The organism is Halobacillus sp. ABA4_118, assembly GCF_056160205.1.
The window spans coordinates 1,963,763-1,979,191 of the sequence record NZ_JBSWWS010000001.1 but is presented as its reverse complement, the minus strand read 5'-3'; the positions used below and the strand labels follow the sequence as shown (position 1 = coordinate 1,979,191).

Sequence of the window (15,429 nt, the reverse complement as noted above, 5' to 3'; positions counted from 1 at the left end):
ATCATACTAAAAAAAATGGTAGAACCTATGCTTCTGTGCACATCCTAAGATAATTGAGGCGCCTTATGATACGATATGTGAGTCAATACAAAGCAAGAGATTGGAGCATTCAACATGAAAGCAATGGCTAAACGGGGCTACACTTTATTGATCAGCCTTTATGTCCTTATTTATTTTATCGTTTCCTTTGCAGGCGGAGAGACCTTGTCCACCGCTATGTCGTTGTTTGGTCTGGCCGCCTTCATCATCGGATATGTTCTGCTTCCGGTAAAACAGGCATGGATTTCATTACTCCTGTTAATCATTGCCCTCTTTGTCCACCTCATTGCGGGCACATCCCTCACTCAGGGCGTGGTGGAGGGCTTCACCGTAATGAATGGTTTGATTGCGCTCCTGCTGATCGTCCCTGCGATCAGCTGGGTGCTTGAGGAAAAACCGTACATCGAATCGGTCATTAACTTTGCACAGAGGCTTTTGAATACGAGCCGGAAATTTTATTTCGGAATGATGGTCATCACCCAGATCATCTCCTATTTCCTGTTGTTCGGATCGATTCCGATGGTATACGGGATGATCAACGATTTTCTCAACAAACAGAAAGGCGAAGCATGGGAAAACTATAAAGGGACCGCCCTCCTTCGTGCTTTCAGTTTAACGACGATGTGGGTCGTCAGCATTCCAAGTTTCATTTTCGCCGTCGATGCGCTAGGAGCATCACTCGGTCTATCAATTCTGCAGGGATTTTTTATATCCTTTGCCGGCATCCTTCTGTCTGTTCTCTTTTCCAAATATCAGGAGCGGCACTACGGAGTGGATTTGACCGCAGGCATACAGGAGCAGCTTGCTGAAATTGCCGAGCAGAAAAAACAGGACACCCGCGGCAATAAAGATGCTGTCGAGTTTGCTGTATTATTTGTGACGTTGTTTGGATCGATTTTCATCCTGAACGCTGTATGGGCTGTCGACCTGCTGTTGATTATTCCGATCGTCATTACCGCCTGGGTCATCCTTTACTTCATCGTCCGCGGTCGAACAGGGGCAATTGTAGAGAACGGAAAAGTTTATCTGAAGGAAAGCATTCCTAATAAAGCCCAGCAGTTTTCCATTCTATTGGCGGCCGGCTTTTTAATCAATGCGGTCAACCAGTCAGGATATGGAGAATACATTATCGATGGACTGTTTTATATTACAGACGCTGTACCGTTCCTGAATTTCCTATGGGTGCTGCCGTTCGTCGTCATCATCCTCGGATTCATCGGTTTGGGACCACTGACCGTGATTGTTCTTGTATCCGGGATTCTTCAAGGAGTGGAACTTCCATATCCACCGGAAATCGTCGTGCTCGGCATCACCTCAGGAAGCGTGATTTCCATCATGGTGTCACCACTGATCCTCCCGTCGATTATCTTAAGCTCTGTGAATAAATTAAGCATTGTCAAAAACGGACTGATGTTCAACTACAAATACGCCATTGTCTTTTATTTAATGGTTCAGCTGTATCTACAGCTTGTTGTTTTCTTCTTCCTATAATAAGCCCTTCCACTGGTTCTCATGCGGCAGGGAAACCCGATGTTTTCCCAGTGCCTTCAGGAGCTGCGGCCGTGCCCGCGGCAAGCATTCACCGATTAGCGAAACGTGACCATCGCAGCTCCATTAGATGAGAAACACTTTTACTCTAAAATCCGACGACAGGCGTTCAGCCTGTCGTTTTTTAGTAGGACGGTTCAAAGAAATGGGAATCGGTTGATATGAATAGAATAAGTTAACAACCTTCGGAGGTGGAGCATGAAAACGTATATTGAAGTGGAGCCGGGTGTCGAGTTGTATGTTGAAGATCACGGAGCGGGAGACGTCCTCGTTTTTATACCGGGATTTACTTTTACGACAGAGGTTTTCTCCAGGCAGGTGGATCATTTTTCAAAAACGCACCGGACGATTGTCATCGATCCGAGAAGTCATGGGCGCTCGACAATGACGGTTCATGGCAACGACTACGTCACGCATGGAACCGACCTGAAGAAAGTCTTACAAGCGTTAAAAATCGAGAACCCCACGTTGATCGGCTGGTCGTTCGGATGTCTCACCGTATGGGAATACATCCGCCAGTTCGGCGCAGAAGGAATAAAAGGGCAGGTTTTTATTGATATGCCGCCAAAATCCTTATCTCTCCATGAAAATCAGGACTGGGTGGAAGGAAAACTTGATGATATGGCGGCTGCCTATACCAACTATCTCCATAACCCTAAGGGACAGCGGGATTTCATTTCCGCCTATGCGAACGGGGTGATGGTCCAGAGAGATTTAACAGAGGAGGAGCTGTCGTGGCTGGTGGAGCAGTCCCTCACCACCCCCTATTACATCGCAGCCAACCTGTTTTCATCCGGCCTGTTTTCAGACTATCGGGAGGAAGCTGCTTCAGGAAGTCAACAGATTCCGACCTTGTATGTCATTGCTGAACACTGGAGCGCCACGGCCCGCCCTTACTTAAACAAGCTGGCTCCGGAAGCAGGGATTGATGTACTCGGAGGTCACCTGATGTTCTGGGAACACCCGGGAAGATTCAATACGCTCCTGGAAGCCTTCCTCCATAAACAAACGTGACAAAAAACCTTTATGGTTTATCAAAAGCGGCCTCCTGTGTCATAGAGGTCGTTTTCTATCATATAAATCTATTATGGACAAGATGTTGTGTACTCGTTAAGAAATGAGGGTATAGATTTATAACTTACAGGGAGGTGAAAACGAATGGCTTTGGAAGTCCTTTGTGAAGTGAACAACTGCATCCATAATGAAGGTGGGGAAAAATGCGGAGCTCCTGCCATCTCCATCGTCAGCGAATCCGGACGTACCGCTTCCTCTCAGGAAGAAACCGACTGCCGGACATTTGAAGCAAAAGAAGCGTAACGGTCTCTCCATTCCCAGTGGCCTTCACGGCTGCTCTTTTTTTCCACCCTACTGATAAAAAGAATCATTTTCACTCCACGGATCCCTCTCCCACTTTCCTCCCATTTATAAACAAGATGGTTCCCCAAAGCTTCACATCCCTTTATCATGAAACGTGAGTGTTGACTCACAATTCATAAAGAGGTGACGAACAATGGCTGATATCCTGATGATCAATGTTCCCGCAGAGGGGCACGTAAACCCGAGCCTAGGTGTTGCGAAGGCCTTTGCCGACCGTGGGGACAACGTCCACTACATAACTACTGAAAAATATAAATCCCGGCTTGAAGGTGTAGGGGCTAACGTCTATCTACATGAGGACCACCTGCTCATCGGCGGTGTTGATCCTACTTCAGAAGAAGGGATCCAATTTTTCATGAACATCATGCTGCAGACGTCTCTCGATATTTTATCGATAACGAAGCAGCTTGCGGAAGAGATCTCCTTCGATTTTGTTTACTATGATTCTTTCGGAGCGGGCGAACTCGTCAGAGACTACCTGCACATTCCAGGCTTCTCATCATCCGCCTCATTCCTGATTCCTGAAGATTACCGCAAACGTCTTCCTCTTCATCCGGAGAACACCGGTACAATGGAGTACAGCGATAAAAACAGGCAGCTGATGGAAACAATGAAACAGGAATTCGGAGTAGCGCCATCGCCCATGCTTCAATTCATGCATAATCAAGGAGAGCGGACGATGGTCTACACCAGTGCTTACTTTCAGCCTCAATTAGACGAATTTGGTAAGGAAAACCACTTTATCGGGCCAAGTTTTCCTGAACGGAAGGGCACCCATGACTTCCCTCTACAAGATTTAAAAAATGAAAAAGTGCTGTACATCTCGATGGGGACCGTTCTCGATCAAGTGGAAGAGTTTTTCAACCAATGCATCGACGCTTTTGCCGACTTTGATGGAAAAGTAGTCATTGCGGCCGGATCTTTTGCAGATTTTAATAAAATCAATGCGGCTCCGGAAAATTTTATCATCCGGTCCTACGTTCCTCAGCTTGACGTGCTGGAACACACGGATGTCTTTTTAACCCATGGTGGGATGAACAGCGTGAATGAAGCCATTGATAAGGAAGTTCCGATGGTTGTTCTTCCTCGTGATAAAGATCAGCCCATGGTGGCAGCGAGGCTTGCGGAGCTGCATGCCGGTTATCCGATTTTCCCTGGAGACGTATCGGAAGAAACCCTGCACCAAGGAGTGGATCAAGTCGTGAATGATGGAACCTACCAGGAAGGCATCCGGAAGATTAAGGAAAGTTTTGATCACTGCGGCGGCCCGCAGGAAGCTCTCGCCGTAATCGATCGATACCTGGAACAAAGGATATAAAAAAGCCGGGACTCAAAAGAAGTCCCGGCTTTTCTCGTTCTTATTTTTTCTCTTCGGCAAATGTCTTGATGCGGTCAGCAATCTCATCACGGACACGCTGGAATACCGCCCATTTTTCTTCCTCTGTCCCTTCCGCTTTCGCCGGGTCATCGAAGCCCCAGTGGAAACGTGTGACGTGAGGAGGTGTCATCGGACATTTATCATTGGCATCACCACAGAGGGTGATTGCATAAGCTGCGTTAGTAAGGACATCGTTATCAATGATTTCAGACTCTTGGCCACTGATATCAATATCCACTTCATTCATCGCTTTCACAGCATTCGGGTTCAAGCCATGAGCTTCGATACCAGCTGAGCGGACATCAAATTCCTCTCCCAGGTATTCTTTTCCGAATCCTTCCGCCATTTGACTGCGGCAGGAATTTCCTGTGCATAGAAAGTAAATGACTGGTTTGTTAGACATAAAGCATTTCTCCTTTTTTAAATGGTCGTTATAAGATGAGCAGCCATACATAGAGACCGGCTAATGTAATGAATAAGGTGGGAACGGTAAGGATGATTCCGATCTTAAAGTAATAGCCCCATGAGATTTTCACACCTTTTGTTGAAAGGACGTGAAGCCATAATAAGGTGGCCAGGGAGCCGATCGGGGTTATCTTCGGTCCAAGGTCGGAACCGATGACGTTGGCATAGATCAAGGCTTCTCTCATCGTTCCCGTTGTATTCGTCTCAGCAATCGCCAGGGCATCAATCATCACTGTCGGCATGTTATTCATAATGGATGACAGGATTGCCGCAATGAATCCCATTGATACAGTACCGACAAACAAGCCTTGGTCCGCTGTGGCCTGAATCACATCAGCCAGGACGTCCGTCAAGCCGGCGTTACGCAGGCCGTAGACAACGACATACATCCCAACCGAGAAGAAAACGATGGCCCATGGGGCTCCTTTGATGACTTCTCCTGTTTTTACAGCGGCACTTCTGCGCGCCATTAACAAGAAGAAAATGGCCACAATGCCAGCAATAATCGATACTGGAATACCGAGCGGCTCACTCGCGAAGTATCCAACTAACAGAACCACCAGAACGGCCCACGATAAGCGGAACATTTTATGATCCTGGATCGCATCCACAGGCTTCTTCAGCTGAGCCAGATCATACTGCCCCGGAATACTCTTACGGAAAAACAAGAATAAAACGAGGATACTGGCCGCTAAGGAAAACAAGTTCGGTACAACCATACGGGAGGCGTATTCAATAAAACCAATGTCGAAAAAGTCCGCAGAAACAATGTTGACGAGGTTACTGACAATCAGCGGCAGTGAAGTCGTATCTGCAATAAATCCACTTGCCATAATAAACGGAAGAACCATCGCTTCCTTGAAGTTCAAATTTCGTACCATTGCCAGGACAATCGGCGTCAAAATCAACGCCGCCCCGTCGTTGGCAAACAAAGCAGCCACAACTGCACCAAGCAGGGTGACATAAATAAACATGCGCCGGCCATTTCCTTTAGCAGCACGCGCCATATGGAGCGCCGCCCATTCGAAAAAGCCGATCTCATCCAAAATCAACGATATGATGATAATTGCCACGAACGCAAGGGTGGCGTTCCAGACGATATCCGTCACAGCGAGAACATCCTGAAAATCAACGACACCAAAAATCAGAGCAAGTATGGCACCCGCACAGGCGGACCATCCAATCCCCAGATTTTTAGGCTGCCAGATGACAAAGATCAGGGTAAGTATAAATATAATCGTTGCTATCCATGCCAAATCCGAACAATCCTCCTACTAGTCACACTGGATGCGTCTGCCCGCTTTTTCCAATGCGATTAACTTTTCTTTTTGATCAGGTATTTGATTCAAAACTTCCTCAATAATCGGGTAGGTCTCATGACTGGTGTTCAAGGAATAAAAGATCCACTGACCTTTCCGCTGTTCCTTCACCAAGCCCGCGTCCCGGAGTTTCCTTAGATGCTGACTGACAGAGGGCTGGCTCATATCGAGTACATCTACAAATTCGCAGACACAGCATTCGCCATCTTTCAACAGTCCAACGATCGTCAACCGGGTTTTATCTCCAAGAAGCTTCAACGTTTTTGCGGCTTCTTCCAACGTCATTATCGTTTTCTCCATACCATCACCTCAACCATCAGTGTATAAGTATATGCTTATATTTGCAACATAAAATTAACCCCTCTCCTTTTCATTATGCTTCCATGGGTGCCACATGTCCTCCATATATTTCGACCGGACGGGCCTGCCGGCAAAGCGCAGCAGCAAATAGCTGACTATCAGAACAGACCATAAAAACAGGAGGGAATAAACAGGAATCGTCATGATCTTTCCATCCCGCACTGTCCGGGATGATCGCACCAAATACGCTCTTCAGCTTCAGTGACATCCATGTTCAATCCATCAGCGATTCTCCGGATAAAGGATGATGATGGATAAAGCACCTCTTTTTCGAGGCGTTCAACAGAAGCAGCATCTGTACCAAGAACCCAGGCCAACTCTTCTACACTCATGCCCATTCCTTTTCTTCTCTGCTGTAATTCCACCCCATATCCCTCACAAGGTTTTTGAGTTACCATATACAGCCTCCTTAAAATAGTTATATAAGTATATACTTATAAGTTAATGAGAATATGTTAACTCAATATATATAGAAAGTAAATATTGAGTTAAGAAGGAACTTCTATAGAAAAACCCCTTCGACATTCACTATGTGCCGAAGGGGTTGGTTTAGAACGAAATCCTTTTATCAAAACGGAGGGCTGACTGGAGTCACATAGTCGAATAAGACTAAATAAAACACATCTGTCATGACTTTCAATCCTATTGGAGTCTGACCGTTTTATGAATCTTCCTATTGTAACTCCGTAGGAATGGTGATAATATACTAGTCATAAATAGTATGTCACATTAACACTAAATACTTAATTAGTGTGTCATAATAAGTCGCATTCTCGAAAAGAACGGCGAAATCACTCGTACACCCACGGGTTTTGCGGCCATCACAAAAACAAACAGGGAGAGGTCTTGTGACTAAACAAATGACTGTGTACATCGTATCGGACTCCGCAGGTGAATCCGCTGATCTTATGATCAAGACAATTATGAGCCAATTCACCGGACAGGACATCATCATCAAGCATTTTTCCTATGTACAGGATCATCAGGAAATGAATAATGTCATCACATTAGCCAAATACAACCCTTCCATCATCGCCTACACGATCGTGACCCCTGCTCTCAAGCAGTACTTGGATCAACGAGGGGAAGAAGAAGGCCTTACAGTTGTCGATTTGATGAATCCGCTCATGGATGTGTTTTCTCAAAAGTTTCAAATGGAACCCACCTGTGAACCTGGACAGATCAGAAAACTGGACGAAGACTATTTCAAAAGAATTGAAGCAATTGAATTCGCTGTGAAATACGATGACGGGCAGGAAGCCAGAGGCCTGAACCAGGCAGACCTTGTTCTCGTCGGTGTTTCCCGGACATCCAAGACTCCTCTATCGATGTATTTAGCCAATAAGAAAATTAAAACGGCCAATGTCCCGCTGATTCCGGAGATTCCGCCACCACCGGAACTTTTTTCAATTCCGGGAATCAAATGCATCGGCCTGATCATTACTCCTGAGAAGTTGAACGACATCCGTAAAGAACGCTTGAAAAACCTCGGCCTTACCGGTCCTGCTAATTATGCGTCTCTGAACCGGATCCTGACTGAACTGGAATACGCTCAAAATATTATGAAACGTATCGGCTGTCCCATTATCGATGTGTCCAACAAAGCCATCGAAGAAACCGCTGATATTATTTTAGATCTCTATAACAAGAGGGGGAGTTTTGCGTGATGGATAAGACGTTTGTTTTCATGTTCGATCAGCTTAAACATGCAGGGAAAGAATTATTGGGTGGAAAAGGAGCCAATCTGGCCGAAATGACGAAGATCGGTCTGCCGGTGCCCTACGGGTTTACGATTACGACGGATACATGCCGCTCCTACTACGACTCCGGACAGCAGCTTCCAGAAGAAGTTGAGGATCAGGTTCTGGATGCACTGAAAAAACTGGAGGAGACCACGGGTAAGGAGTTGGGCAGTCCATCGAATCCCCTCCTCGTCTCTGTCCGTTCCGGCGCAGTCCATTCAATGCCCGGGATGATGGACACTGTTTTGAACCTGGGAATGAATGATGACACGGTCAAAGGCATGGCCGAACTGACCGGCAACCCTCGTTTCGCCTATGACTCCTACCGCCGCTTCATTCAAATGTTCAGTAATGTTGTGTTAAAAGTGGACCACTACCATTTTGAGCAGCGTCTTGAAAACGTTCGTTCTACAAAAGGATACACATCCGATACACAAATCACCGCTGAAGATTGGAAAGGAATGATCGAAGAATTCAAAACCATCGTACGCACGCAGACGGACCGGTTCTTTCCGGAGGACCCGAAAGAACAGTTGTTTCTCACCATCCGTGCTGTCTTCGACTCCTGGAACAATCAACGCGCCATTTTATACCGCCGCCTCCATCAGATTCCAGGTCACCTGGGCACAGCCGTGAATGTGCAGAGTATGGTGTTCGGAAACACGGGCGAAGATTCCGGTACAGGTGTAGCGTTCACCCGCAATCCGTCCACCGGAGAATCTGAGTTGTATGGAGAATACTTGATCAACGCTCAGGGCGAGGATGTGGTCGCCGGCATCCGCACCCCTCAGCCCATCGCAAGTCTGCACAACGACATGCCGGAAGTCTATCAACAGCTGGTGGACACGTGTAATCTGTTAGAAAATCATTATAAAGATATGCAGGATATCGAATTCACGGTGGAACGCGGAAACCTGTTCATCCTTCAGACCCGGACAGGTAAGCGGACGGCTCAGGCGGCCATTAGAATGGCTGTTGAAATGGTAGAGGAAAAGATTATGAATAAGCGTGAGGCGCTGTTACGTGTCGACCCCGATCAGCTCCACCAGCTTCTCCACCACCGGATTGACCCGGGGCATGGGAAGACACAGATTGCCAAAGGACTGCCGGCTTCCCCGGGCGCTGCCTCCGGACAGGTCGTTTTTGATGCCGATGAAGCCGAAGAACTGGCCGGAAACGGAAAGAAGGTCATCCTCGTCCGTCCGGACACGACACCAGATGATATTCACGGCATCGTAGCAGCCCAGGCCGTCGTAACGAGCCGCGGCGGTATGACAAGTCATGCGGCCGTTGTCGCCAGAGGGATGGGAAAAGCCTGTATCTGTGGGTGCGACTCCATCAAAATTGACTTGGAAGCCGGACAATTTACAGCAGGATCTGTCACAATCCATTATGGCGACCTGATGACCATCGACGGAGCCACTGGTGAGATTTTCGCAGGAAATATCCCAATGATTGAGCCGGAACTATCCGATGAATTCCAGCTTCTCCTCCAATGGGCGGACGAGGAAGCTCAGATGGGGGTGCGGGCCAACGCCGACAATCCCGTCGATGCTGCCAAAGCCTTGGAGTTCGGGGCCGACGGAATCGGGTTGTGCCGGACCGAGCACATGTTCATGGACGCCTCCCGGCTGCCGACGGTGCAGGATATGATTTTGTCTGAAACGAACATGGAACGGAATGAAGCATTGGATAAGCTGCTGCCGATGCAGCAGGAAGATTACGAGAAAATCTTTGAAGTGATGCAGGGACATCCAATTACGATCCGCTTGTTGGATCCACCGCTACACGAATTCCTCCCTGATAAGGAAGAGCTGCTCGTAGATGTCACAAGACTTTCCTGCACGAACCCTGACGCGGAGGAACTGCAGACGAAGAAAAACATGCTGCGTAAAGTGCGGCTTCTGGAGGAATCCAATCCAATGCTCGGCCACCGCGGCTGTCGTCTTGGCATGATCCACCCTGAAATCTATGAAATGCAGGTCAGAGCTGTCTTCCAGGCCGCGGCCAATGTTATGAAAAAAGGAATCACGGTCATCCCCGAAATCATGATTCCTTTAGTAACCCATGTCAACGAACTGAAAGACATGCGCCGACTCGTCCTGAACATCAGCCGGCAGGTGGAAGAGCAGGAAGGAGAGGCGTTTCAATACTCGATCGGAACGATGATTGAAACGCCGAGAGCCGCGTTAACGGCCGACCAGGTCGCACAGGAAGCCGACTTTTTCTCCTTTGGAACGAACGACTTGACCCAGACCACATTCGGGTTCAGCCGGGATGACGCAGAAGGGAAATTCCTCCACCATTACGTCGAAAACGATGTCCTTCCGCAAAATCCATTCGTATCACTGGATCAGGATGGCGTCGGGAAATTGGTAGAAAGCGGCGTGAAGCTGGGCCGTCAGACGAAACCATCTTTAAAAACCGGCATCTGCGGAGAACACGGTGGCGAAAAGACATCCATCCAGTTCTGCTTTAACCTTGGGATGGATTATGTCAGCTGCTCCCCTTTCCGGGTCCCTTCCGCCCGGCTGGCAGCAGCTCAGGCATCCGTTCGTCATTCACTCCACGTTCCGCAGTATCAATAATAGAAGAATCAAGATATTTTCCACAAAAGAAAGGACGCTGAACCGCCCCTCCGAGGTGTTTGTTCAGCGTCCTTTTTCTATGAAATTACCAGGATACCTTTTTCCCGCTCAGCTTCTTCACACCGATTCCTTTGGTTTGCTTTTTCTTCTGCTGTTTACTGAGCCAGTACTGCTCGATTTCTTCGAGTGTCTTCCCTTTCGTTTCCGGAACGAGCTTCCAGACGAAAGCAAAGGATAGAACACACATCAGGCCGTAGAGACCATACGTGAAGCCTGCACCCAATTCAAGAAGAGTCGGGAACGTCGTTGACACGAGCAGGTTACTTCCCCAGTTCACCGCAACGGTCAAAGCCATGACCTGCCCACGGATTTTGTTCGGGAATAGTTCTGATGCGAGCACCCATGTCAACGGACCGAAAGATAAGTTGTAAAATGCCACAAACACCAGGATGGAAATCAGTGCGCCAATGCCCATCGATCCGGCGAATGACAGGGCAGCAATGCCGAACATCCCCACTGCCATTCCGACAGAACCGATAAGAAGCAGTCGCTTACGACCAACTTTTTCAACGAACATAAGAGCAATCAGGACGAAGATGAAGTTTACAACACCAATCATGATCGTCTGCAGCATGGAGCTGTCTGAAGATGCACCCATGTTGGCGAAAATACGCGGCGCGTAATAAAGGATAACGTTGATTCCGACGAATTGTTGAGCGATTGCCAGCAGCAGTCCTACAGAGACGACCAATTTACCATAAGAGAAGATGCTCGTTTTCGTCTTATCAAGCTTGTCAACGGCCTGTCTGATATTTTTATAAATCTCCCGAGCCGCTTCTTCAGAGCCGTTCACTTTCTTAAGAATATTCATCGCTTTTTTATCCTTATTTTTCATAACCAGATAACGCGGCGTCTCCGGTACGAGGAACAATAATCCGAAGAACAACAGAGCCGGTATAGCTTCTGAAGCAAACATATACCTCCAACCAATATCATTGATCCAGCTCATACTTTGTCCTGCAACGATTCTCCAGTTAATAATGTATACAACCAGCATCCCGAAAATAATCGCGAGGTTATACAGAGTGACCAGCTTCCCTCGGATTTTCGCCGGTGCCGTTTCACTGATATACAACGGCCCCAGTCCGGATGCAAGCCCTACGCCGATACCACCAATGATTCTATAAATATTGAACATAATGAAAAGACCCATGGTCGGTTCACCTTTAGTAAAGAATAAAAACTCCGGTGAACTGGAAAGGAGTGCGGAAAAGAAAAACAGGACAGCCGCAACGATCAGTGAATTCCTCCGTCCAATCCGATCGGAAATCATCCCGCTCATCAATCCACCAGCAATACAACCAATCAAAGCACTGGAAACCGTCAACCCTTGAAATAATTTACTCAATCCTAAACTATCTATGAAGTAGACTTCCAGAGACTGTTCTGCACCAGAGATAACAGCTGTATCATAGCCGAACAGCAGCCCTCCCAACGCTGCAATCACAGATAAGAATATAATGTACGTCCGACTTCGTTTCATCTGCTTGGAACATCCTCTCTTAAAATTTCGATTAATCTAACAGTCTGAACCTGAATAAAATGAAATCCATTCCATATGGATTATCTATCGAATACTCCTATTCCCTCCTTCAGTCTGATAACTTCTATAATTAGGTAAATGTGAAATCTTAGCTGTACATTTCTCTGAATCACAACTTTTAAAACATCCCCCGCAAAATGAAAGGGTTTACAATAGAATCTTTTATACGCTGGATGTGCCCGCACGCCTGGGATATATAATACTTAGAAAAATTTTACTATTGGTTGCTATTTTAGAATTTATAATAAATTTATAACATTTATAAAAAGTTTAGTTCTTTACGGAGAACGCACGGTTGTGATCGTTTACATATAACAAAAAAACGAATCCCTTTTGTTTAGGAATCCGTCTTTTTTTCAGCTCTCGAATAAGTAGGAATCATAAGGGTCCCTGTGATGAACACCGCATAGGAAAGGATACGGATAACGTCATAATAGTTCCCTGACCTGAAGTAGATCAAGTTGATTACCATTGTGGCTGCACTTGCCACGACAAATAGGATTCCCCATTTTTGTTTGGTCAAAGCTACACCTCATTTCCTAATACAGTAAGATATTACCACAAAATTCTTTTTCATGGACAAAAACTGTTGCCGTTTAATTTTCAAAACTTTCGTTAAAATACACTGAATTGTTGCTACAATAGACCTTATATTCCCTTTATATGGAGGATTACATATGAAAAAGCTTTTTCGAGTTTCCCTGCAAGTGAAAATTCTCGGCTTGGTTATCGTTCTCATTCTCCTGGTATTAAGTTTAACCACTTTCCTATTCACATCGATGGAATCCCGGGAGGATGTGGAGAATGCAGAAGATCTTGCTCTTCAGTCAGCCAGGACGCTTTCTCTTATCCCTGTCGTTCAAGAAGCATTTAAGCGTAATCGAACGTCAGAAAACCTCAATAACATAGTCGAACAAATGAAAGACGAGATAGGTGCAGATGCGGTTAAACTCGTGGATCGAGACGGCCGTCTTTACAGCTATGCCGGGAACACGGAAACGAGGACAGTGGTACAGGAAGACTATTATAAGACTGTCGTGTTTGGCAGCCGCTACTTATTAACTACTAGTCAAGGCGACACTCAGACACTAAAAGCCTTCGCACCTATTGTGGTGGATTATGAGGACTACAAAAAAGTAGAAGGCGCTGTTGCTGTAGAGTTCCAAATGAATTCCATCTACAACGAGATCAAGACAGATATGAAGAACATGGTATCCCTTTCTGCCTCTGTATTTTTACTAGGAATCGCAGGTAGTTTTTTACTGGCCAGAAGTATCCGTAAAGACACTCTCGGCCTCGAACCGTTCGAAATATCTGCGTTATTCAGGGAACGCAATGCAATTGTGCAGTCGGTGAAGGAAGGATTGATTGCCTTTGACCATGCAGGAAAAATTACGTTGATCAATGTATCTGCTAAAAACTTACTGAATGTACAGGGGGAAATGAAAGGACGATCAATCAAGCATATGATTCAGTCTCCGGAACTCCTGCGCCTGTTGAGCTCTGAGAAGGGACTCATCAATGAGGAATTGGAATATAAAAACAAAACAGTCATCGTTAACAGCAGTCCAATCATTGAAGAGGGACGCCGGACTGGTACGGTGGTGAGCTTAAGAGATAAAACAGAAATTAAGGAAATGGTTGATGCCCTCTCTGATGTACGTCAATACTCAGAAGATTTGAGAGCACAGGCTCATGAATATACGAGCAGACTGTACGTTATTATGGGTCTGATCCAGCTTGAAAAATACGAAGATGCGATCAAGCTCATTAAAGAAGAAGCTAATGATCAAAAACAAGTCTCCGACGTATTTTTTAAAGACATTCTAGACGAAAAGATACAGGCTATCCTTCTTGGGAAATTTGCGAAGGCATCAGAGAAAAAAATAAACTTCCAAATTGAAGAAGGAAGCTCCCTGGATGTACTCCCTCCCCACATCCCTTTGTCCCCAATGATTACGATTCTTGGGAACATCATAAACAATGCATTTGAAGCTGTAGCCAATGAGCCTGAAAAGCAGGTCACTTTTTTTGTTACAGATTTGGGGAAGGATATTGTTTTTGAAATCGAGGACACTGGAAGCGGGATACCTGAAGAAAAAGTAGAGCATATCTTTGAAAAAGGCTACTCCTCTAAAGGGGGGAATCGAGGCCTTGGCTTAGCCAGCGTTAAAGAAGAACTTGAAAAACTCCGCGGATCTATTGAGCTCACCAGTGAACCTTATAAAGGGACCGTTATCTCGATCATTTTACCTAAAACCATGAAAGGAGCATCCACATGATACATGTACTAATTGCTGAAGATGACTTTCGAGTAGCCCAGATCCACGAGAATTTCATAGATAAAATAGAGGAAATGTCTTTGATCGGAAAGGCTTTAAATGCTGAAGAGACACTGACCCTGCTGAATCAAACCCATGTCGACCTCATTCTATTAGACGTATATATGCCGGATGTACTAGGCACAGATCTCTTACATAAGATTCGTGAAATCCAGCCTTCTGTCGATATCATCATGATTACAGCTGCTACGCAGAAAAGTTTTCTAGAAAGAGCTATTCACTATGGGGTTCAGGACTACCTAATTAAACCGGTCACGCTTGAGCAATTCACAACATCCATGAACAGATATCAAAAGAAAAAACAGATGTTGAAGGAAATAGACGAAGTGGATGAAAACCTTCTTCATCAAGTCTTTCGAACAGAACATAAAAAATCCGAAACCACTTCCCTCCCCACAGGTATTGATGGAAGAACATTAAGTAAAATTAAAGCGATTTTAGAAGAGGAACAGGCTGGAATCACATCTGAGAAGGCCGGTGATAGAATCGGCGCCTCCAGGACAACAGCCCGAAGGTACCTGGAATATCTTGTAGGAACGGAAGAAGCGGCGGTGGAGCAGGTTTATGGAATTGTAGGACGCCCGGAACGTAGATATTATTCTAAAACTTCTTCGTGAATTTAATGAACAAAATGTTTTTTAAGTATTAAAAACACAATATTTTGTAAA

The 15,429-nt window shown here is 46.0% G+C and carries 14 protein-coding genes; 8 read left to right on the top strand and 6 right to left on the bottom strand.

The features are described 5' to 3' along the window. The first annotated feature begins 114 nt into the window (after positions 1–114). The 4 genes from ACXAGL_RS09905 (at position 115) to ACXAGL_RS09890 (ending at position 4,282) form a co-directional block, all read left to right on the top strand. The gene (locus tag ACXAGL_RS09905; RefSeq protein WP_474990999.1) at positions 115–1,530 is read left to right on the top strand and encodes a hypothetical protein; all 1,416 of its coding nucleotides are present in this window, start codon (positions 115–117) and stop codon (positions 1,528–1,530) included. A gap of 255 nt (positions 1,531–1,785) precedes the next feature. Further along, the gene (locus tag ACXAGL_RS09900; RefSeq protein WP_474967299.1) at positions 1,786–2,601 is read left to right on the top strand and encodes an alpha/beta fold hydrolase; all 816 of its coding nucleotides are present in this window, start codon (positions 1,786–1,788) and stop codon (positions 2,599–2,601) included. Between the two features lie 144 nt (positions 2,602–2,745). Beyond that, positions 2,746–2,904, top strand: a complete 159-nt coding sequence (locus tag ACXAGL_RS09895) for a DUF1540 domain-containing protein (RefSeq protein WP_160839461.1) — start codon at positions 2,746–2,748, stop codon at positions 2,902–2,904. Positions 2,905–3,097: 193 nt separating this feature from the next. After that, positions 3,098–4,282: a macrolide family glycosyltransferase gene (locus ACXAGL_RS09890; RefSeq protein ID WP_474967298.1), complete on the top strand. Its 1,185-nt coding sequence runs from the start codon at positions 3,098–3,100 to the stop codon at positions 4,280–4,282. A 40-nt stretch (positions 4,283–4,322) separates the two neighbouring features. On the opposite strand, the gene arsC is transcribed toward ACXAGL_RS09890, so the two are convergent. The 4 genes from arsC to ACXAGL_RS09870 form a co-directional block, all read right to left on the bottom strand. Then, entirely contained in the window at positions 4,323–4,745 is a 423-nt protein-coding gene (gene arsC / locus ACXAGL_RS09885) for an arsenate reductase (thioredoxin) (protein ID WP_474967297.1), read from the bottom strand. A 28-nt stretch (positions 4,746–4,773) separates the two neighbouring features. Further along, on the bottom strand, positions 4,774–6,063 hold the full coding sequence (locus ACXAGL_RS09880) for an arsenic transporter (protein ID WP_474990997.1): 1,290 nt from the start codon (positions 6,061–6,063) through the stop codon (positions 4,774–4,776). Positions 6,064–6,081: 18 nt separating this feature from the next. After that, entirely contained in the window at positions 6,082–6,426 is a 345-nt protein-coding gene (locus ACXAGL_RS09875) for an ArsR/SmtB family transcription factor (protein ID WP_474990995.1), read from the bottom strand. Between the two features lie 200 nt (positions 6,427–6,626). Further along, complete coding sequence (locus ACXAGL_RS09870; RefSeq protein ID WP_474990993.1) at positions 6,627–6,884, bottom strand: helix-turn-helix domain-containing protein; 258 nt, start codon at positions 6,882–6,884, stop codon at positions 6,627–6,629. A gap of 450 nt (positions 6,885–7,334) precedes the next feature. Here ACXAGL_RS09870 and ACXAGL_RS09865 point away from each other — a divergent pair, with 450 nt between their 5' ends. Both ACXAGL_RS09865 and ppdK read left to right on the top strand, forming a co-directional pair. Next, complete coding sequence (locus ACXAGL_RS09865; RefSeq protein WP_474967293.1) at positions 7,335–8,153, top strand: pyruvate, water dikinase regulatory protein; 819 nt, start codon at positions 7,335–7,337, stop codon at positions 8,151–8,153. Further along, positions 8,153–10,816, top strand: a complete 2,664-nt coding sequence (gene ppdK, locus ACXAGL_RS09860; RefSeq protein WP_474990991.1) for a pyruvate, phosphate dikinase — start codon at positions 8,153–8,155, stop codon at positions 10,814–10,816. The genes ACXAGL_RS09865 and ppdK overlap by 1 nt, the downstream gene beginning before the upstream one ends. Positions 10,817–10,901: 85 nt before the next feature. Here ppdK and xylE read toward each other — a convergent pair whose 3' ends face one another. After that, positions 10,902–12,359, bottom strand: coding sequence for a D-xylose transporter XylE (gene xylE, locus ACXAGL_RS09855; protein ID WP_474990989.1), 1,458 nt, complete (start codon positions 12,357–12,359; stop codon positions 10,902–10,904). 397 nt (positions 12,360–12,756) lie between these two features. Further along, on the bottom strand, positions 12,757–12,942 hold the full coding sequence (locus ACXAGL_RS09850) for a hypothetical protein (RefSeq protein ID WP_474967291.1): 186 nt from the start codon (positions 12,940–12,942) through the stop codon (positions 12,757–12,759). Positions 12,943–13,096: 154 nt separating this feature from the next. On the opposite strand from ACXAGL_RS09850, the gene ACXAGL_RS09845 reads away from it, so the two are divergent. Both ACXAGL_RS09845 and ACXAGL_RS09840 read left to right on the top strand, forming a co-directional pair. Next, positions 13,097–14,701, top strand: coding sequence for a sensor histidine kinase (locus tag ACXAGL_RS09845; RefSeq protein WP_474967290.1), 1,605 nt, complete (start codon positions 13,097–13,099; stop codon positions 14,699–14,701). Next, the gene (locus ACXAGL_RS09840; protein WP_474967289.1) at positions 14,698–15,378 is read left to right on the top strand and encodes a response regulator; all 681 of its coding nucleotides are present in this window, start codon (positions 14,698–14,700) and stop codon (positions 15,376–15,378) included. Before ACXAGL_RS09845 ends, ACXAGL_RS09840 begins: the two co-directional genes overlap by 4 nt. Positions 15,379–15,429: the final 51 nt, after the last annotated feature.

Coding starts and splice junctions, on each gene's coding strand:
- ACXAGL_RS09905 (WP_474990999.1), top strand. CDS start 115: ATGAAAGCAATGGCTAAACGGGGCTACACTTTATTGATCAGCCTTTAT.
- ACXAGL_RS09900 (WP_474967299.1), top strand. CDS start 1,786: ATGAAAACGTATATTGAAGTGGAGCCGGGTGTCGAGTTGTATGTTGAA.
- ACXAGL_RS09895 (WP_160839461.1), top strand. CDS start 2,746: ATGGCTTTGGAAGTCCTTTGTGAAGTGAACAACTGCATCCATAATGAA.
- ACXAGL_RS09890 (WP_474967298.1), top strand. CDS start 3,098: ATGGCTGATATCCTGATGATCAATGTTCCCGCAGAGGGGCACGTAAAC.
- arsC (WP_474967297.1), bottom strand. CDS start 4,745: ATGTCTAACAAACCAGTCATTTACTTTCTATGCACAGGAAATTCCTGC.
- ACXAGL_RS09875 (WP_474990995.1), bottom strand. CDS start 6,426: ATGGAGAAAACGATAATGACGTTGGAAGAAGCCGCAAAAACGTTGAAG.
- ACXAGL_RS09870 (WP_474990993.1), bottom strand. CDS start 6,884: ATGGTAACTCAAAAACCTTGTGAGGGATATGGGGTGGAATTACAGCAG.
- ppdK (WP_474990991.1), top strand. CDS start 8,153: ATGGATAAGACGTTTGTTTTCATGTTCGATCAGCTTAAACATGCAGGG.
- xylE (WP_474990989.1), bottom strand. CDS start 12,359: ATGAAACGAAGTCGGACGTACATTATATTCTTATCTGTGATTGCAGCG.
- ACXAGL_RS09845 (WP_474967290.1), top strand. CDS start 13,097: ATGAAAAAGCTTTTTCGAGTTTCCCTGCAAGTGAAAATTCTCGGCTTG.
- ACXAGL_RS09840 (WP_474967289.1), top strand. CDS start 14,698: ATGATACATGTACTAATTGCTGAAGATGACTTTCGAGTAGCCCAGATC.